The sequence below is a fragment of the Enterococcus sp. AZ128 genome, from assembly GCF_051714485.1.
Lineage (GTDB): Bacteria > Bacillota > Bacilli > Lactobacillales > Enterococcaceae > Enterococcus_A.
Genome location: NZ_JBIORZ010000002.1, coordinates 1379074 through 1397977 on the forward strand (window position 1 = coordinate 1379074; position 18904 = coordinate 1397977).

The 18904-nt window shown below is 36.3% G+C and carries 16 protein-coding genes; 9 read left to right on the forward strand and 7 right to left on the reverse strand.

What is annotated here, in order from left to right:
* Positions 1 to 13: 13 nt before the first annotated feature.
* Positions 14 to 2587 carry a LuxR C-terminal-related transcriptional regulator gene (locus IGI38_RS18360; RefSeq protein ID WP_438733227.1) on the forward strand — a complete coding sequence of 858 codons (2574 nt, stop codon included), beginning with the start codon at positions 14 to 16 and terminating at the stop codon, positions 2585 to 2587.
* Positions 2588 to 2731: 144 nt separating this feature from the next.
* Here the strand turns inward: IGI38_RS18360 and IGI38_RS18365 are convergent, their stop codons facing one another.
* Entirely contained in the window at positions 2732 to 3175 is a 444-nt protein-coding gene (locus IGI38_RS18365; protein ID WP_438733229.1) for an Lrp/AsnC family transcriptional regulator, read from the reverse strand.
* Positions 3176 to 3379: 204 nt separating this feature from the next.
* On the opposite strand from IGI38_RS18365, the gene IGI38_RS18370 reads away from it, so the two are divergent.
* From IGI38_RS18370 to IGI38_RS18405, 8 genes are all read left to right on the forward strand, one after another.
* Positions 3380 to 4564, forward strand: a complete 1185-nt coding sequence (locus IGI38_RS18370) for an MFS transporter (RefSeq protein WP_438733231.1) — start codon at positions 3380 to 3382, stop codon at positions 4562 to 4564.
* An 11-nt stretch (positions 4565 to 4575) separates the two neighbouring features.
* Complete coding sequence (kynU, locus tag IGI38_RS18375) at positions 4576 to 5847, forward strand: kynureninase (RefSeq protein WP_438733233.1); 1272 nt, start codon at positions 4576 to 4578, stop codon at positions 5845 to 5847.
* Between the two features lie 28 nt (positions 5848 to 5875).
* Positions 5876 to 7006, forward strand: coding sequence for an alanine dehydrogenase (gene ald, locus IGI38_RS18380; protein ID WP_438733235.1), 1131 nt, complete (start codon positions 5876 to 5878; stop codon positions 7004 to 7006).
* Positions 7007 to 7670: 664 nt separating this feature from the next.
* The gene (locus IGI38_RS18385) at positions 7671 to 8657 is read left to right on the forward strand and encodes a trypsin-like serine peptidase (RefSeq protein WP_438733237.1); all 987 of its coding nucleotides are present in this window, start codon (positions 7671 to 7673) and stop codon (positions 8655 to 8657) included.
* Positions 8647 to 8883 carry a hypothetical protein gene (locus tag IGI38_RS18390; protein ID WP_438733239.1) on the forward strand — a complete coding sequence of 79 codons (237 nt, stop codon included), beginning with the start codon at positions 8647 to 8649 and terminating at the stop codon, positions 8881 to 8883. Before IGI38_RS18385 ends, IGI38_RS18390 begins: the two co-directional genes overlap by 11 nt.
* 56 nt (positions 8884 to 8939) lie before the next feature.
* Complete coding sequence (locus IGI38_RS18395) at positions 8940 to 10052, forward strand: hypothetical protein (protein ID WP_438733241.1); 1113 nt, start codon at positions 8940 to 8942, stop codon at positions 10050 to 10052.
* Positions 10053 to 11682: 1630 nt separating this feature from the next.
* Positions 11683 to 12825 carry a tyrosine recombinase XerS gene (gene xerS, locus IGI38_RS18400; protein ID WP_438733242.1) on the forward strand — a complete coding sequence of 381 codons (1143 nt, stop codon included), beginning with the start codon at positions 11683 to 11685 and terminating at the stop codon, positions 12823 to 12825.
* Between the two features lie 284 nt (positions 12826 to 13109).
* A complete protein-coding gene (locus tag IGI38_RS18405) occupies positions 13110 to 14057 on the forward strand; it encodes an IS30 family transposase (protein WP_438725454.1) in 948 nt (315 codons plus the stop codon).
* Here IGI38_RS18405 and spx read toward each other — a convergent pair.
* The 6 genes from spx to IGI38_RS18435 form a co-directional block, all read right to left on the reverse strand.
* Positions 14030 to 14359, reverse strand: coding sequence for a transcriptional regulator Spx (gene spx / locus IGI38_RS18410; RefSeq protein ID WP_438733244.1), 330 nt, complete (start codon positions 14357 to 14359; stop codon positions 14030 to 14032). The two genes, IGI38_RS18405 and spx, sit on opposite strands and share 28 nt — an antisense overlap.
* A 98-nt stretch (positions 14360 to 14457) precedes the next feature.
* The gene (locus tag IGI38_RS18415) at positions 14458 to 15777 is read right to left on the reverse strand and encodes a helix-turn-helix domain-containing protein (protein ID WP_438733246.1); all 1320 of its coding nucleotides are present in this window, start codon (positions 15775 to 15777) and stop codon (positions 14458 to 14460) included.
* A gap of 41 nt (positions 15778 to 15818) precedes the next feature.
* On the reverse strand, positions 15819 to 16766 hold the full coding sequence (locus tag IGI38_RS18420) for an IS30 family transposase (protein ID WP_438725454.1): 948 nt from the start codon (positions 16764 to 16766) through the stop codon (positions 15819 to 15821).
* A 41-nt stretch (positions 16767 to 16807) separates the two neighbouring features.
* Positions 16808 to 17014 (reverse strand): hypothetical protein, encoded by a 207-nt coding sequence (locus IGI38_RS18425; protein WP_438733248.1) that lies wholly within the window; start codon positions 17012 to 17014, stop codon positions 16808 to 16810.
* Positions 17015 to 17142: 128 nt separating this feature from the next.
* Positions 17143 to 17718 carry a sugar O-acetyltransferase gene (locus tag IGI38_RS18430; protein WP_438733250.1) on the reverse strand — a complete coding sequence of 192 codons (576 nt, stop codon included), beginning with the start codon at positions 17716 to 17718 and terminating at the stop codon, positions 17143 to 17145.
* Complete coding sequence (locus IGI38_RS18435) at positions 17696 to 18886, reverse strand: MFS transporter (protein WP_438733252.1); 1191 nt, start codon at positions 18884 to 18886, stop codon at positions 17696 to 17698. Before IGI38_RS18435 ends, IGI38_RS18430 begins: the two co-directional genes overlap by 23 nt.
* Positions 18887 to 18904: the final 18 nt, after the last annotated feature.

The following is an 18904-nucleotide window of genomic DNA, read 5'->3' on the forward strand; positions in this document are numbered from 1 at the left end:
AAGGAAAATCTTTATGCGAAAACACTTATCAACGAATCGCGTTAAAGCACCAGAAATTCTTGGAAAATCTGTTAATAGAGAAGAATTAGCTGGAAAAATACAAATCGGCCTTCAAAAAAAATTGATGATCTTAGAAGCAGGGGCTGGGCATGGTAAAACGACCGCCATCCGAGAGAAGCTTAGTTATCTCCCTTCAGATCGATGGCATTGGTTGACCCTTAATGAAGATTGTGATCACTTGATCGTTTTCTGGAGCTATCTGATCGAAACACTGAAGGGCCGGTTGGATTCGACAAAGGAGGAACTTCTTGTCTATTTTCAATCAGGAATGAACTCTGAAAATATTGAAGAATTTATTCTCTTTTTAGTAAATAGCTTAACTCTTGAAACAGATGAGTATCTAGTCCTCGATGATTTTCATACTGTAAAAAATGAAGCAGTTCTTCATTCCTTCGAACGTTTTTTAGAAGAACTCCCAGATAATTTGCATGTAGTAATCACAACTAGGTATCAGCCGGAGTTGTATTTAACGAAATTTCTATTGGCAGAACAACTTCAGTATATCCGGGAAGACGATTTTCTTTTATCTGATAATGAGGGAACGACCTTTATTCAGCAAAATTCTCGTGAAGAGCTTTCTCAAGAAACGAAGAACTATTTACTTGAAACTGCGATGGGCTGGATCGGTGGATTAAAACTGTTGATGGCGGTTAAAAAGATCAATCAACCTCATGCTGAAAAAATCAGCTTTGAAAATAAAATCCTTTCAGAATATCTAGCAAGAGAAATATTTGGCAACTTATCGAAAGAGGAGCAGGATTTTTTGGTTATCTCAGGATTCTTTCCCTTCGTCTATCCCAACGTAAGTCGAGAAATTTTTCCAAAGGTCAATTTCTTGTCCATGATTGAGGGGTTGCTGGAAAAGAATCTTATGATTACTTGTATTGATAATGTGGAGCAAAAATTTACTTTTCATCCGATCCTTAAAGAATATCTAGTTAAAGAATTTCAAACATTGCCGGTCGAACAACAACGAAACTTAAGAAAACAAACGGCAGTCGTTTTTATCGAAGATGGATACCTAGATGAAGGGATTTCTTTATTATTCGAATTAGGTGAATATCCGCAGCTTATGAATCTGATCGTGGAAAATCAACAATCTTTTCGGCGAATGTATTATATCGAGCAAATTCCGAAAGAAATTGCGTTGACGAATATCGATTTTGCTTTTCAAAAATTTGTCTATTATTATTCCAATCTTGATTATGATAATTGCTACGACTTGATTGAAGCGCTGGAAGAAAAATATCCTGAAAAAAAAGAAATTCGAGCGTTAAGCGGCATTAAATTACTGCTTGGTTCTGACTATTTAACAACTGCTCAGACACCGAACACAATTCAAGAAATTAATCAACTGAAGCTGGATGATGTATCTAAAGCACTCATTTTCTTGAAAAGTGCTGTGATTCTCTTTTTTAAGGAAAGCTATCAGCAAGCAAAACAATTCATTGAAGCAAGTGAAAAATTGAATCAAAAGAGTAAAAGTAATTTTTTGAGCTATTTTAATCAGACATTATTAGCGCAAATTTGCGAGGAGACGGGTGAGCTGAACAAAGGCCTGTCTATTTTGACAAAAGTCTATCAGAGTCTAGATAGTTTAGGAATCAATTCCAAGATGAAAGAGACCTATCAAGTTAGTTTTTTTATCACGATAACTGGTATTCATTTGAAACAATTAAATTTGGCGGCTGCGGCAGATACATTGAAAAGAGCTGACACAAACAAACACCCACACATCCGAGCGTCCTATTTATATAATTTAGCAGAATTGCATTATCTTGCCGGTGATGAAGAAAAAGGCTGGCAAGTATTTAAAGAATTGGAAACTGGAGCAACAGGTAGCTACAGCAATCCCTTTACACAATCCGGTATTATGAAATACGTTCTAAAAATTGATCAGCTGCCGGGCTATTATGAGGAGCAATTTATCGAAGCCTATGAACAGCATCCTGAACTTCATAATATGGCCTATCAGTTATTTTATGGCATGATCCTGTTAAAAAGAGGGGACTATCAAGGATGTATATATGTGACTGATGGAATTTTAGAAAAGAGTCGAAAGCAACGTATTTACGCTAAAATCATTGAGGCTAATCTATTAAAATTGGCAGCATTGCTGCAAATGGCCGGAGATAATTCCAGGCAGCTGCTGAATATTTATCATGAGTGCTTATATTATGGCAGTGAAAATCAAATCTTGAATGACTTCTTTCTTTTTCGCCAAGAAATTGCTCAACTTATTGAACTGCTGAAAGATAAAATCGAAGCAAATTTGGAACCACGCGAGAAAGATTTTCATCACAAAATAATGAATTTATGCTGTGTCAGCTTAGGTTCTTTATTGACTGAGCGAGAGATCGAGATCTTAAGAGAAATGGCTAAAGGCCTGACTAATAAAGCGATTGGTGATAAATTGTTTATTTCAGTAGCGACAGTCAAAACCCATATTTTAAACATCTATCGTAAATTGGAGGTTAGTTCCCGTGTAACTGCCGTTGATAAGGCGAAGCAAATGCATTTAATCTAACTAGTTTATAAGAACGTGCTTTGTTCAATGCCAATTATTCCGCTTGCTAATTCATTCCTTTATGCTAAAATTTTCCTCCTACCGCCAAGCAATCCCCCTATCTACGACAGAATTACTTATGTCGTAGATAGGGGGATCATTTTTTTATAAAAGTTCAATTAACTTTTTTCCAGTAGTTTCTTCCAAAATAATCGATGTTGATACCTTGCCATATGCCATCATTGCCGCCAATAATTTTTCTACCTCAGCAATTGTTTGGGCGCGTCCCTGCATGATATAGTTTTCTTCTCCCGTGACGGAATCAATTGATAAAGTAGGATTGAGCTGGCGAGCTCTTTTTATGAACTCATTAAAGTGGATCGTTAAATTACTGATCTTTACATAGAAGGGAATACAGAAACCTAATTTACTATAATCAATTTCAATAGTAAAATTCCGCAAAACACCAATATCAACCATTTTTTCAATTCGTCGTTTGACACTTGGTTCAGACATCCTCACAGTTTTTGAAAGATCTTTGATACGCATGCGGCTGTCCGCTGATAACAGTTTTAAAATCTTTAAATCAGTCTCATCAATCGTATCCATAATCGAGTCCCCCTTTTTAGGTAAAACAGCATCAATTTATTGAAATAATTATTTTAGCCAAAAAATAAATTACTATTTGTAGTTTAAACGAAAAAAAAGAGGAAATAAACTTTTTTTTAGCATATTCAACGTAAAAAGCTTTTCGCTATAATAAGTACAAGGTTTGAAAGCGCTTTTAAACTTGTTAGCAGAAGGAGGAAATAAGTGAATAAATGGATGAAATTTTTCTTGCTTTATGCAGGCGGGACGTTGATCGGAATGTCACAGCTGAAGATAGCCCCGGTGATTACCCCATTGTCTCAGTACCTTCATACATCGTTGACACAGATGTCTTTGTTGACCTCGGTTTTTACGATTTCAGGTATCTTTATAGCGATTCCAGGTGGGGCGCTCGCTACTAAAATTGGGGCAAAGAAATTGCTATTGGTGATTATCGGACTATTAGCGGTAGGGAATTTTTTAGGGACAATTGCGGGTTCATTTTCTTTACTGTTAGTAACTCGGGTAATTGAAGGTGTCTCATTTTCGACGATTGTGATGACAGCTGTAGTCCTAATCAGTTATTGGTTTAAGGATAGCTCTCATTCTGGAACAGCGATCGGTATTTTTACGACCTTTCCAGCTTTAGCCTCATTGATTTCAATGAATTTGTTTTTACCATTGTCTGAGAGATTTGGACACTTTGCTAGTTGGTATTTAATTGGTGGCTTATCCATAATTATGTGGATTCTATATTTCCTATTTTTGGATGCCCCGGTAGAGGATACCCAAGCAATAGAAGAGAAGGCGGGTTCACCATTTAAGGCGGTGATAAAGAACAAGACGATATGGATATTAGGGATTTTACAAGGTTGTATGGCTTTTGTTTTATATGCCTATATTGCATTATATCCAGTTTTATTTAGTGATTATTACCACCTTTCTCAAGCAACGGCGAACTTTTATTCAGGATTATTTGGGTTGTTTGGGATTCCCTTTGGTGTAGTGGCAGGCTTTTTACTAGATCGAGTAAAGAAATCAGGTATCGTAATTTTAGGAGCTTTCACAACATTGGCGTTGTCCTGTTTAGCCGCACCATTTTTAGGAGGAATAAGCGGGTTAATTATAGCCCAAGTTTTTTTCTTGTCGGCAGCCGCAATGCTAGCATCCTCTTCAATTACGATTTTAGTTCCTCGAGCAGCAGGAAATGAGCGCTTGATTGGCTATTCTATGAGTTTAGTCAATTTGTTTTATTACACAGCAATCGTGATTGGTGCACCAGTCATTTCTAAAATAATTGAGAACTTCTCTTGGGTGGCTGGGTTATTGGTCCTGACAGGTATCGCAGTTCTCGGTGTGGCTGGATCAATTATCTATTTATTAACAACGAAAGAAACGCTTAAAAATTAGGAGGGAACAACGTGAATACAACATTTCAAACAGGTTTATACTATGCAAAAGAATTAGATACAAAAGATAAGTTGCACCAATATCGTGAAGATTTCTTTGTTCAACCAGGAGAAATCTATATGGATGGCAACTCTTTAGGGATGGCTTCTAGAGCTGCTGTAGCTAGTATTGAAAAGATGATTGAGCGCTGGAAAAAAGAAGGGGTTCAGGCTTGGAATGATTTATATATATATGGCGAAAAAATCTCCGCTTTAATGGCACCGTTGGTTAATGCGACACCGCAAGAGATTACGGTGACTGGCAGCACAACTTCCGATATTCATTCAGCATTGACAACTTTCTATCACCCTACGGAAGATCGCTATAAAATTTTGGTCGATGATTTAAATTTCCCAACAGATCGTTATGCCGTTGATAGTATTGTTGAATTAAAAGGGTATTCAATTGAGGATGCTGTTAAGGTTGTGCGAAGTTCAGATGGAGAATTTATTGACGAAGATGCGGTCATTGAAGCGATGACAGATGATGTAGCCGTGATTTTATTACCGACTGTTTTATATCGAAGCGCACAGATTATCGATATGAAGCGTTTGACGGAAGAGGCGCATAAGCGTGGAATTATTATTGGCTTTGATTTGTGTCATGCGATTGGTGCAATTGAAATTGATTTTAAAGAAATTCAACCAGATTTTGCTGTTTGGTGTACGTATAAGTATTTAAATGGCGGACTTGGATCAACTGCTGGCTTATATATCAATCAAAAACATTTTGATAAGAAACCGGGTTTAGCAGGGTGGTTTGGTAATCGCAACGACACTCAATTCCAACTAAAACATCAATTTGAACCACAACCTGATGCAAGCGGCTGGCAAATTGGATCACCGGCAATTTTTTCAATGGCCGGCTTGGAAGGGTCTTTACAAATTTTCAATCAATTAGGAATGAAAAAAATTAGAGAAAATTCTTTGAATAAAACCGCTTATTTAATGTATTTAATCGATCAAGAATTGGCTGATTATGGGTATTCTTATGGGAATAGTACAGATGATCGAGTGCGTGGCGGGCACGTTTGCCTGCAACATGAAGAGGCTTATCGGATTGCGGCTGCATTGAGAAATAATGGTGTTGTTCCAGATTTTCGTGAACCTAATGTGATTCGCCTAGCTCCAATTGCTTTATATACCTCTTATGAAGAGATCAATTTGGTGGTTCAAACACTGAAAAAGATTGTTGCGGAAAAGATCTATGAGGATTACAGTAATACTCGTTCTTCTGTAGTATAAGAAAATATAAAAAAAGGGGGGATAATTCATGATAATAGGTATCCCAAAAGAAATCAAAAATAACGAGAACCGGGTTGCTTTGCCGCCATCTGCAGTATTCGATTTAACAAATCGCGGACACAAAGTTTTAGTCGAAACAAAGGCGGGCTTGGGTTCTGCAATTACAGATGAAGAGTATGAAGAAGCTGGTGCTACAATCGTCCCCGATGCGATGAGTGTTTGGTCGGCAGAAATGGTTATGAAAGTTAAGGAACCACTGGCTGAAGAATACCGCTACTTTCGAAACGGTTTATTATTATTTACGTATCTGCATTTAGCCGCAAATAAACCGCTAACTGAAGCATTATTGAAAGCAGGTGTGAATTCAATCGCTTATGAGAATGTTCAGCCTGCCGATAACTCATTACCACTACTTGCACCGATGAGCGAAATCGCTGGACGTATGGCTGCGCAGATAGGAGCAAATTTTTTAGAACGTGTTAACGACGGACGCGGTGTATTACTTTCAGGCGTTCCAGGTGTTGTACGTGGAAATGTCGTTGTTATTGGCGGGGGAGTCGTTGGTATGAATGCAGCGAAAATCGCTGCTGGTCTTGGGGCAAATGTAACGATTATGGATGTGAGTGTTCCCCGTTTGAAACAATTAGATTTGATTTTTGAAGGGAATATCCAAACCCTAATGTCTAATAGCTATAATATTCAAGAAGTATTGAAATCAGCTGATTTAGTTATTGGTGCTGTTTTGATTCCTGGTCATAGAGCACCAACGTTAGTTTCAAAAGAAATGGTCTCAGGTATGCCTTTCCATTCGGTAATTGTTGATGTAGCGATTGATCAAGGTGGGATTTTCGAGACAACAGATAAAGTAACAACTCATGACAATCCAACTTATGTCAAAGAAGAGGTAGTTCATTACACTGTTGCAAACATGCCTGGTGCTGTTCCGCAAACCGCGACTTATGCATTGTCAAATTCAACAATGGAATACGCCAATCTATTAGCAAACAATGAACTAGTAAACTTACTAGAAAATAATTTGGCATTACGCCGCGGACTGAATACCTATGAGGGCAAACTGACAATTGAGGCCGTTGCAAATGATTTAGACTTACCCTATACCTCTGTGGACACAGTATTGAAAGTTCAATCAAAGGGTTGAAAAGGATCGTCTCAAATAATTTAAGACGAAAAGGGTGCTTAGTTTTTAGTAACGGTAGATGAAGTTTGAATTAATAAAATGAATATTGCTTTACCTATAATCAACTAAGCTTTTTGCTTGGTTGATTTTTTCTGTGTTCATGACTTGCATTGTTCTAATTATTATGAAATTAACAAAAATAATGTTATTTGTCTAGTTAAGTTTTGTTGTAAGTTTATTTGTAAGGGGATAATAATTTAATTAAACTTCTCTTTGTAAAATTGATAAATGTAAGCGCTTTATTTTATAGTTTAAGTATTAACAAATAATTTTGTTGCGAAATAAGAGGATTAATTTTGGATATATCCATTATGGATTTTTTCCTATCCTATTTCAACGAAGTCGCAATCTAAGAGTTATTGACTGAACGCAGCAAAAAGGGAGGAGCGATGAAAGTAATTATTCAGGCAGAGTTATTTGAAGCCGGATGACTTTTTTAGAAAGTTGGTCCGAAGAAGAATTTGATATTCAGATTCCGAGATCAATTGTTGAAACGGAATGGAGGTGTTTCTCAAAAACTGATACTTTATAAGTATTATAGTAAGCTCTATTGATTTTTTTGTTGCTCAGCCTGTCGTATAGATGCCCAATGTAGAATTTGAGCTTTCCATAAAGGAGTAATAGCGTGAACGACAAAATAAAAGTAGCTTTTTTATTCATATTTTTCGTGATTTTTTTGTTCTTTGGTAATGATAAGATACTTGCGGAATCATCCCAGGATTTGATTACTAATAAAGGAGAAATTGTTCCATATAGCCATTTTACAATCACCGATACGTATAGCTATAAAGGGGATCAAACAATACGAAATACAGAAAATAGATGTTCAAGGGAACGCTCTTTTCAGGAAGAAACGACTATTGGGATGGATGATAGAGAAAAAATAGTAAATACAAGAGTTTTCCCTTACTCTGCATGTGCTTTTGTGGCGGCGACTTACTCGAATGGTGAAACTTACATTGGTTCAGGAAGTATGATCTCTCCAGACACCGTATTGACAGCAGGACATGTAATCTATAATAAAAATTTAAAACAATGGCCGAAATCAGTCACTGTTTATCCCGGTATTGATGGATCGTATGCTCCTTTTGGGCAGTCTAACAGCACAAAGTTGGCTTCACTATTGGGATGGACCAGAAGATTCGATTCTAAATATGATATAGGAATGATTAGGTTAGATGATCCTATAGGAATAAACACAGGATGGTTTGGTCTAACGAGTACTGCTAAAACGGGACTAACTGTAACTAGTATTGGTTATCCTGGAGATAAACCTAAACAAACGATGTGGACGAATTCTGGCAAAATTTCTTCAATAACTCAAAATAATGTCTATTATCGACTTGATACGTTTGGTGGACAAAGCGGCAGTCCTGTCTTCAATTCATCAAACCAAATAGTAGCGGTTCATGCTTATGCACAATATCATCGTAATTTCGGTACCCGAACAAATTCAACAATCATTAATTGGGTCAAGAAAGATATAAGTAATATGAGATCTTTTTATGGAAAGTACGGTCCAAATTGGGTCAGACATTTTCATGTAGAAAGGGATACCGCAGGAAATACATTGCGAACACACTATGAAGGGGTTGACAGGTATGAAAAATAGTCCTTTGACTAACCTTACATTGAATGACGAGGTGTTCGTAAAAACAATTGACGGTGTCTTTCGAATAGGAACAATCATAGCATTTGGTGAACATACCGTGATTGTTTGTTGTGGGGCTTATCGGTATGTAGCAAGAAAAGAAGAATTAATAATTCAAGGATACAAATTACCCCCGTATAAGAAAAAGATAGGCGACAATTTTTCTAGAACGATTGTTTTATATTAACACTAAACAGTGCTAATTATTGTAAAGTGAATGTCTTAAGGAGGAGAAAATATAAGTTGTTAAAAAAGAATAAAGTATGGCTGATCATTTTTGCTGTAATTCTTATTTCTATAAAAATCACTTTTAAAACGACTGCCTCTAAAAGTAGTACAGATGACCTTGGACCAGTAAAAATCGAAAAACAAATGGATAGTAAAAAAGTGACAAAGATCAAGAAATCCAGAAATAAAACAGCCGCTGCTGAAATTCCAATCTTTCGCATTTTTAATCCCAATTCAGGACAACAGCTTCATACAACAAATGTCCATGAGCGTGATAACTTAGTAGAACTAGGGTGGCAATCTAGGGAAACTAGTTTATATTGCACAGATTCAGGGCAACAATTATTTAGACTGTATAATCCAAACTCTGGAGAACATCTCTATACATTAAACACAATTGAAAGAGAGCTATTAACAGAATATGGCTGGCGAGATGAGGGCGTTGCATGGGTAACACCACGGAACGGATTACCTGTATATAGATTATTTAATAAGGATTCAAAGGATCGTACTACTCATCATTACACTACGCAAATAAGTGAACGTGAGACTCTATTAGCATCTGGTTGGCGAGATGAAGGTATTTCTTGGTATACAACCACAATTCAGACGCCAATTCCAACGTATCTAAATTTTTTAGGAATTAACAGGGATCTCGTTATTGACGAATTAAGTAAGCATGAAAATGATAGATACTATTTAGGAACACCGTATAAAAAATTGGGTCATGGTGAAGTTATGCTTCCAGGAATCGGTATGAATTGTACTGGATTTGTAGCAAAAGTTATCGAAAACGCCGGGGGAGATCTTATTCAAATTACTAAAATATCGTATCATTGGGGAGGGATAGCTAATGCTTATAATTGGAGAAATACATTAGGAAAAAAACTAACATCATACTCATTTAATAATATATCTGAATTATTGGAAAGTAATCAAGCTAGGAAGGGTGACATCATTTATTTTGAGCCGGATTATTCTGAACTGAATCACGATTGTCATATCGGCTTTTTTTGGGGAGAGGACTCAAATGACAATAGGATGTGGCATTCTACTCCTTCGGAAAATAAGATAGGCGAAATCTACTCTCCAGCCGGATATTCGAAAGTAATTATTTATCGTATATAAAAAATAGAAAAGCTAAGGAATTAAGGACAATTTTTTCTCTAGGGAAATAGGTTCGGTTACTTGAATTTAATATTGTCGGTTACTCGATAGTGTAAAAGAGAGGAAAAGGTTAAAATGAAAGGAATTATACTAACTTAATCAAGAAAACTTAGCGATAGGATTGAAAGATACTCTTGAGCTTTTTTCGGTAAGAGTAGGGCAACTTGACACATTGGCCTTGTTTGCTGGTCAAAATATTTCTGATTTCAGTGAAAATCAAGAGCTAAAAAAGAGTTAGAGTGATACGAAAGATAGCGTTTTAATATTCTGTGATCTAGCCTTTGGGCGTCAGCAAGTGTTGTTACAAAATTATTGATAAATATCGACTACAGAGAAAAGATTCAGGTTATTACATGAATGAATTTACCAATAGTTCTGGTTTATAGTCAACTAAGGTTAAAAAGTTGATTTTAATGCAATGTTGAAGTTGGAAAATCAGGTATTATAAATTTAAACGAGAGCTTAATTCAATAATCTATACAAATTATGGATTATATTACTTGTAAATAATTGTTTGATCTGAACGAATTTTTTGAATAAACGATCTAAAGGAATCAATTGAAGAGAAAAAGGCTTTTTTATGGTTTGAGAATAATGTTAGTTTTTCTCAAACCATAACATAGGAAAAACGAAAGAACTGATTAAACCATGAATTCAGTAATATCAAACGCAATTACTCTTTTATTGAATTTTTTTGGCGTTGTACAATAAATTTTCTAAAAAAAGAATCCGCATTCTATTATGCAACAAATACAATGAAGCGTTAGATGAAATCAGATTTAAGTTGTTAAGCAGCAAGTATTGATAATGAAATGCTGTCAATGAGTGATTTAAAGCGAGTTCAGTTAGATAGTTGTACGATTTGTACGTATAAATGCTCATAGAATAACGTTTGACTAACAGATTAAGGCTGATGGTTGCTGATAAGGTCAATTTGGTGCTGTAAACGGAACTGGTGGCATTCAATAGCAGTCGACTTTAAAATCAAAGACTACGTTTAGCTGTCATTCCAATAGATTTATCGTTCATAAGCGATTGATGTCGATAAATAATAGGAAATCATGTTTTCGTAACAATATCTATTTTCCCGAAAGCATAGATATTATTTGATTAGGAAACACCAAATATGATCCAAATGTATGCTTTTGAAGGATCAGTAGTGATTTGTTGCAGGTTGACAATTTGTACACGTACCATCAAATCTACTACAACTCAATCAATGATTTTTGGGAAAATCTATTAAAAACTGCATTTGATCAACAAGTTCAACAGATTAAATCAGCCAAACATCAGATTAAATGGATCAGCTATCTAGTTACAAAAATTAAGCTTCCGATATGTATTCTAAAGAAAAAATCTTGATGCTTCTCTCCTTTTTGTAAAAATTAGTTATTTTATACTCGCTTGTTCTATTCATGCTTTAGCGAAAGAACCATTTTTCACTAATATATATAGAGTTTTTTATTAGTATCCCCTTTCTATTAAAATGGAATATCGTTATTTTATAATTGACAAATCGGTATATACCTATTATTATGTAATTAGAGGATAGAGTTCCCTCTCCTATTATAAAATGAAAGGACTGATTCAAATGAGTCGTGAACTATTACGAGAACGCTATGAAAAAGAGTTCGAAAAATTGCCGGACTTCATTCAAAAATACCTCTTATATTTAGAAGCTATCCCCCGTTCGACCAATACACTTTATGAGTATTCTAAAGAATATCGACGATTTCTAAGCTGGCTCTCTTCCGAAAATATCATTTGTGTAAATGATATTTCAGAGATTTGCCTAAACGATTTTGAAAGACTGAATAAAGACAAAATTGTTTTATACAAGTCCTTTTTAAATCAATCTCCTAAACGAACCTTCGAAGGGAAATCAGAGAATGACGTTGCTCAATCGCCTTTGAGTGAAAGAAATACTCATAGGTTGAAGGTTACTGTCCAACGAAGCATCACTGCCCTTCGTTCCCTATTCAAATATTTAGCGAACGAGGAAGTCGAAGAATTTGATGAACAGACTGGCGAATATACTATTCGTCCAATGCTGAGAAGAAACATCATGGTCAATATTGAAAACGGTGGTGTCGATGCATCTGATGCTGTTCGAAAAGATAAAATCGAAAAAATGCTTTACCTAGATTCAGATGCAATCGATTTTGTTGACTATGTTTATTCCGGTTACGGCAACACCTTAACTTCGCGTCAAGCCAAAACCGCTTACGAAAAAAATCGTATTAGAGATACTGCTATTCTGGCCTTGTTTCTTGGTTCGGGCATTCGTTTGTCTGAACTTGTCAATACTAATGTCAATGATCTCAATTATGATGGTTTGTACATTCAGGTTCAACGCAAGGGCGACACCATGGATCATGCTATGATCTCCCCCATTTTTATTGATTACATTCAGGAATATATTGATCAGCGGAAAAATTTGTACAACGCAGATGAGTCGGTGCCGGCTCTTTTTCTAACGAAACACAAAAATGTCGCCAAACGCATGGAAGGCGGTTCGATTGAAAAAATGATCGATAAATATTCGACTGCTTTCGGAAAACGTACGACTCCCCACAAACTTCGCCATAGTGTTGGTACGATGGCCTTTAGAAAGACCAAAAATCTCAAAACCGTCAGCGAGATTTTAGGTCAGCGCGGTACTTCTGCGACAGAGATTTATACACATATCGTAAAAAAAGAAAAACGTTCTGTTATTGATGACTTGTGGACGTAAAGAGAAAGAGGACACCTTTATCAGGAGGTCCTCTTTTGTTTAGAAAAATTCGGTTTTTTGTATGGACAGTAAATCTTCATACAGCATATTTGTATTCACCTTATACAAGTAACTTCTTGTCGTATGCTTTATTTCCTGCGGTAAGAGAGTACGTATTTCCTCTTCATTAAACCCAATTTGAATTTTTTTATCATGCTGAATTGTAATATTAATCGCAACAAAGAACCCATCAAAAATTTCTAGTAAAATGAGTTTAGGATAACAAACTACTAGGAGTGATTTTGATGGGTTCACACAAAAAGCTTACACGAGATAATCGAAAATGTATAGAGACGATGATTTATGATGCCAAGAGTATTCAAGAAATAGCGGACAGAATTGGTGTTAGCCGAACAACGATTGATCGTGAGTTGAAACGAGTACCCGAAGATTTGATCTATAATGCCGACAATGCGCAATTAGATGCGGAAATGAAGCGCAGTGCCTGTGGTGCGAAGTCCAAATGGACTTCTGAATTCGCTTATCAGATTGAATGTGATCTTGAAGACAGCTGGTCCCCTGAACAAATTGCGAATGATCGTCAAATAGTTTCATTCAAAACCATTTACAATTGGCTCTATGCCGGTATTCTTAATGTGTCTAAACAGTGTCTGAGACATAAAGGCAGAAGACAAGAAAAACAAGAAGAGGCACGAGGCAAAATGACTGTAGGGCATACCATTGATGAACGCCCAGCTTCTGTGTCAACTCGAGAAGAATTTGGACATTGGGAGTTGGACACAGTTGTTTCTAGCAGAGGGGAAAGCAAAGCCTGCGAAGCAACGTTTATTGAACGGAAAACACGCTTTTATTGGGCGATCTCAATGAGGGATCGTACCGCGAAGTCAATGGCACAAGCGATTAAAGCTTTTGTGCAAGACCTAGGGAGTCACAAGGCATTTTTAAGCTTTACGGTCGACCGTGGGAAAGAGTTTTCTTGCTGGAAAGAAATTGAGAAAGATTTAGACGTACCTATGTATTTTTGTGATCCATACTCCCCATGGCAACGCGGATCTAACGAAAATGGGAATGGTTTATTTAGAGAATTCTTCCCTAAGGGAACTGATTTTTCAAAGGTACCCCCTACGGAGAAACAGGAAGCATTACGCAAGATAAATATGCGTCCTAAAAAAACATTGAACTGGAAAAATTGTTGGGAAGTCTTTCAAGAAGAAATGTTGCAATTAATTTGACAATTCAGCTCATCAAAAATAATCGGACGTTTCACTAGTTTTGGGTACTGGCTGAGCAATACCAATAATTGATTGAAAGATAGTTCATCAAAATCAATGTTCAAGGCTCGATAAATTTTTGATTTTTTTGAAATAATTTTGTCTACTCCACTTGGACAGAGTGTGATAAGTTGCTTTAATTCCTCTTTGCTTAAAGGATCATGATCAATATTTCTTTCGACAAAGGGAATGTCATACTCCTGAAACCAAGCCTTTGTTTTTCGACATGACGTACAAGAATTTCCAAGTAAAACAGTAACCATTTTTTTCTCCTCCTTTTTTTCTATATTAATTAAGAAGTAAGAGGTTGGATTATTCTATTTTTATAAAGATAAAGAGTAAATTGTAGAGAAGGCATTCGTCACTCTTGACGAAGGTCAAAAAGATGATCCGATAGCTGTTTGAACATGTCCTTTATTTTTTGTGAAGTGATATCGCCATCAATCAAATAAATGATCTTGGTTTTTTCAGGCAAATCATTTATGAAGCAGTCACTGATAATGATATCGCAGGTTCTCATCGCCTTCTTTTTTAAAAGAACATTGTTTGATCCGAAATGCTGCTCGATCTGAGAACACAGATCGTCATTGATATAGTAATCTCTTGTAAAATTCACCCCGATAACGATTTTTTCTTTCTCACAATACCGATCGTAAATATGAATGAGGTCTTCTAACAACCATTGCTGATTTTGTTGTTCAATAAAAGGATAGCGTGTTTGATTTATTTGTTTAAAATGCTGGTAAAACTGTCTAACCTTCTCCTCTATGTCTGTTTGCTCTTTTTCAGCATAAATGAGATAACTGGCCATTGTTGTATTAGGGTGATTTTTAGTTAATACATCATAATAAATCTGGTTCCTCAAAAAATTTAAAATATAGATGATTTTTTCATCCTCAGGTATCCTTAATTTAAACTCATTTGCAAACGTTTCAATTAATTCCTTTGAATAGCTGAACTGGGAAGATCCTTTTGTTCTTAATAATTCGTATTGTTTAACATTAATCTCACTGGTTTCTGTTTTAGAGATCAATATTCTGGATAAAATATTGATGATACTGCGTAATTCATTGCTCAAATGGGAGTCAGGCTTCAATATATCAAAATAAGGATCAGCAAATATTTCTGCGTTGGGTAAATTCTGGAGCTGCTCTCGGATATCACCTATTGAATTGATAGGGAAATTTTTTAAACAGAAATGAATTAGTAAGTATAATTTATCCAGCATACCACTTTCCAAATTTTGGATGGCCTCCTTTTTCACATAAATATTCAAGGTAGGCATCACTTGTTGCTGGTGATTTTTGCTGAAATGAACAGCGATATTAGAATGGATATTCCAATAAATATCAAGGATACAATAGTGGAGCTGCAGCTCGTTTCCTACGATTGTTTTTTTGCCAGGTTTGGAAAAATCGATTTTGACCCCATAGTGAAAAAGAAAAGCATTGATGTCTTTCATTCGAGAATAAATATAGGAAACACTGAAATTTGTTTTTTCGCTGATACTCAATACAGAGTTTGTGTCTTTTCTTAACAGCGAAACGAGAATCGTGTAATTAGTAGACTGCTCGCAATAGTTTATCAATAAACGATAATAATATTCCGCAAGTTTATTGTAAGGTACATTGATTTTGATAAAGTTGTTTCGCTTTAGAATTGGGTGTTCTGTTAATTTCAACGATAGAACATCTTTTTCAAGTTCTTTAATATGCTGAATTGTCAAATTAATTGCAACATTTCTTCTTGAAAGACTTCCCAACAATTTTTCCAGTTCAATGTTTTTTTAGGACGCATATTTATCTTGCGTAATGCTTCCTGTTTCTCCGTAGGGGGTACCTTTGAAAAATCAGTTCCCTTAGGGAAGAATTCTCTAAATAAACCATTCCCATTTTCGTTAGATCCGCGTTGCCATGGGGAGTATGGATCACAAAAATACATAGGTACGTCTAAATCTTTCTCAATTTCTTTCCAGCAAGAAAACTCTTTCCCACGGTCGACCGTAAAGCTTAAAAATGCCTTGTGACTCCCTAGGTCTTGCACAAAAGCTTTAATCGCTTGTGCCATTGACTTCGCGGTACGATCCCTCATTGAGATCGCCCAATAAAAGCGTGTTTTCCGTTCAATAAACGTTGCTTCGCAGGCTTTGCTTTCCCCTCTGCTAGAAACAACTGTGTCCAACTCCCAATGTCCAAATTCTTCTCGAGTTGACACAGAAGCTGGGCGTTCATCAATGGTATGCCCTACAGTCATTTTGCCTCGTGCCTCTTCTTGTTTTTCTTGTCTTCTGCCTTTATGTCTCAGACACTGTTTAGACACATTAAGAATACCGGCATAGAGCCAATTGTAAATGGTTTTGAATGAAACTATTTGACGATCATTCGCAATTTGTTCAGGGGACCAGCTGTCTTCAAGATCACATTCAATCTGATAAGCGAATTCAGAAGTCCATTTGGACTTCGCACCACAGGCACTGCGCTTCATTTCCGCATCTAATTGCGCATTGTCGGCATTATAGATCAAATCTTCGGGTACTCGTTTCAACTCACGATCAATCGTTGTTCGGCTAACACCAATTCTGTCCGCTATTTCTTGAATACTCTTGGCATCATAAATCATCGTCTCTATACATTTTCGATTATCTCGTGTAAGCTTTTTGTGTGAACCCATCAAAATCACTCCTAGTAGTTTGTTATCCTAAACTCATTTTACTAGAAATTTTTGATGGGTTCTTTGTTGCGATTAATATTACAATTCAGCATATAAATAGAAAAATTCAGCAACGACATTTGGAAACGTTCTGCTAGATAATCGCTAGTTATATAGAAAGGATTATCTGCTAGAAATTGAAGGATCGATAATTTTATTCGATTTTTTTTATCTAAAAGATATTCTTGTATAAGCTCCTGACTGTTCATGGGGTTCATCCTCAATAATTTTTGCTTCTATTCTAACGTAGTAAAGAGTCATTTTTCTAAGGATACGCTTAGGAAAATTTTCAGGATCAAAAAAATAGATCCAACAGACCCATTTTTTTTTATTATTCTTAGTCGACGGATTTAACCACTTTACATGGGGAACCATAAGCTAGGACATTTTTAGGAATACTTTTTGTAACAAGACTACCTGCTCCGATCACGGAACTCTCTCCAATCGTCACGCCGGGTAAAACGATTGATCCCGCACCGATCCAAACATTTTTTTCGATCACAACAGGCAAATTGTACTGTGCTTTTTTTAAGCGCAATTCTGATGCTACTGGATGCGTTCCAGCACAAATTGTTACATTCGGCCCGATCATGACATCATCTTGGATATCGATTTTTGTATCATCTACAAGAGATAAACCAAAATTGGCATAGACATTTTTACCAAAGTAAGTATTCTTGCCCCAATTCGCGTGAAACGGTTGTTCAATATACGCCCCCTTACCAAAGCTTCCCAGCAGATCGTTCAAGATTGCTGATTTTTCCTGTCGCTTACTTGGCAGCGTATGGTTAAATTGAAAAAGCAAATCGCGATAAAACGCCTGTTCATCCTTTAGTTCATTAGTCTCAAAATAATTTTCTCCAGAATCCATCTGTTTCTTCATTAACGGATTAGTCAAGATTCTTTCCTCCATTCAAGGTATTACGCTGGATAGGGCGTTTTTTGTGTAAAAAGATGGCAATTAAAATGACCATTAGCAAGATACTTAAGAGTTTAAATGGTGCGAATAGATCGGTTGTTCCGGAAATGAATTGCAGTGAACTCAAGCCAAATGGTGCGATAAAGTTTCCGAGATTGCAGCCAATCAAAATAATCGAAGTTGCTGCGGTCATTCTTGTTGGCGAAGCATAGATATTTAGTGAATTATATATGAAGGGAAAAATCAAACTGCCGGGAATGCCACTGATAAAGTAGCCAATCAGCAATAAGACAAAATTATTTTTCGAGAGGGCAATCATAAATGTGGCTAACGCTAACAATGCCAAACCAAGATATAAGCACTTTTCCCCTAACAAACGGTTGAAAAAGCCGAATAGTGATCCCGTAATAATTCCAATAATCGGCATTATCGCTAAGAAAGTGGAGGAATTATAATTTGCTCCCCTGATATCAGTTACCATCGTAGGAAAGCGAACGCCAATTGCAACAAAGGTCATAACTAAAAACAAAGCGAAAAGCGCTAACAAGTAAACTGAAGGTTTCAGCTCCCCTTTTTTATTAGCCAGTTCTTTTTTTGAATCATTGATTTCTGGAACAAAAAGAGTAAATAGAAGTAGAATTGGAAAAGCGATCAGATAAATGCTGAAGGAAAATCTCCAGCCGAATGTTAACAGCACACCTGCTAGCAAGGTTAAAATAGCATTCCCAATATTTTCCGCCGCCCCACGGTAGCCTAATAATGACGCTCGTTCTTCTGGTTCATCTCGAAACAGCAGGTTGATAATTGAGACAGCAAGAGAATTAAACAGGCCAAAACCTGCACCTAAAATGAAGCGACTGATCAGAATTGGAATATATTGGTTCAAAAATAATGGTGCTGCCCCACCACCGAAACCAACTAACAGTAAACCAAGCTGGACAGTACGTTTTGTTCCAATTTTATCGGCGATGAAACTGGAAAGGACAACGAAAATCACTACAGCTAATGCCGGTAACGTTGCGACTAATTCAACCTGTGTTGTTGACATGGAAAGAGCCTTCCGCATTTGCGGTAACGCGCCGTTGATGGATAAGGCGCTTGTTAGTAAGAGTGAGATCGACAAGATGGATAAACGTGTCATGATACTGTTTTTATTGATCATTTTTTTCTCCTTTTAATA

Coding starts and splice junctions, on each gene's coding strand:
- IGI38_RS18360 (WP_438733227.1), top strand. CDS start 14: ATGCGAAAACACTTATCAACGAATCGCGTTAAAGCACCAGAAATTCTT.
- IGI38_RS18365 (WP_438733229.1), bottom strand. CDS start 3,175: ATGGATACGATTGATGAGACTGATTTAAAGATTTTAAAACTGTTATCA.
- ald (WP_438733235.1), top strand. CDS start 5,876: ATGATAATAGGTATCCCAAAAGAAATCAAAAATAACGAGAACCGGGTT.
- IGI38_RS18390 (WP_438733239.1), top strand. CDS start 8,647: ATGAAAAATAGTCCTTTGACTAACCTTACATTGAATGACGAGGTGTTC.
- xerS (WP_438733242.1), top strand. CDS start 11,683: ATGAGTCGTGAACTATTACGAGAACGCTATGAAAAAGAGTTCGAAAAA.
- IGI38_RS18405 (WP_438725454.1), top strand. CDS start 13,110: ATGGGTTCACACAAAAAGCTTACACGAGATAATCGAAAATGTATAGAG.
- spx (WP_438733244.1), bottom strand. CDS start 14,359: ATGGTTACTGTTTTACTTGGAAATTCTTGTACGTCATGTCGAAAAACA.
- IGI38_RS18420 (WP_438725454.1), bottom strand. CDS start 16,766: ATGGGTTCACACAAAAAGCTTACACGAGATAATCGAAAATGTATAGAG.
- IGI38_RS18425 (WP_438733248.1), bottom strand. CDS start 17,014: ATGAACAGTCAGGAGCTTATACAAGAATATCTTTTAGATAAAAAAAAT.
- IGI38_RS18430 (WP_438733250.1), bottom strand. CDS start 17,718: ATGGAGGAAAGAATCTTGACTAATCCGTTAATGAAGAAACAGATGGAT.
- IGI38_RS18435 (WP_438733252.1), bottom strand. CDS start 18,886: ATGATCAATAAAAACAGTATCATGACACGTTTATCCATCTTGTCGATC.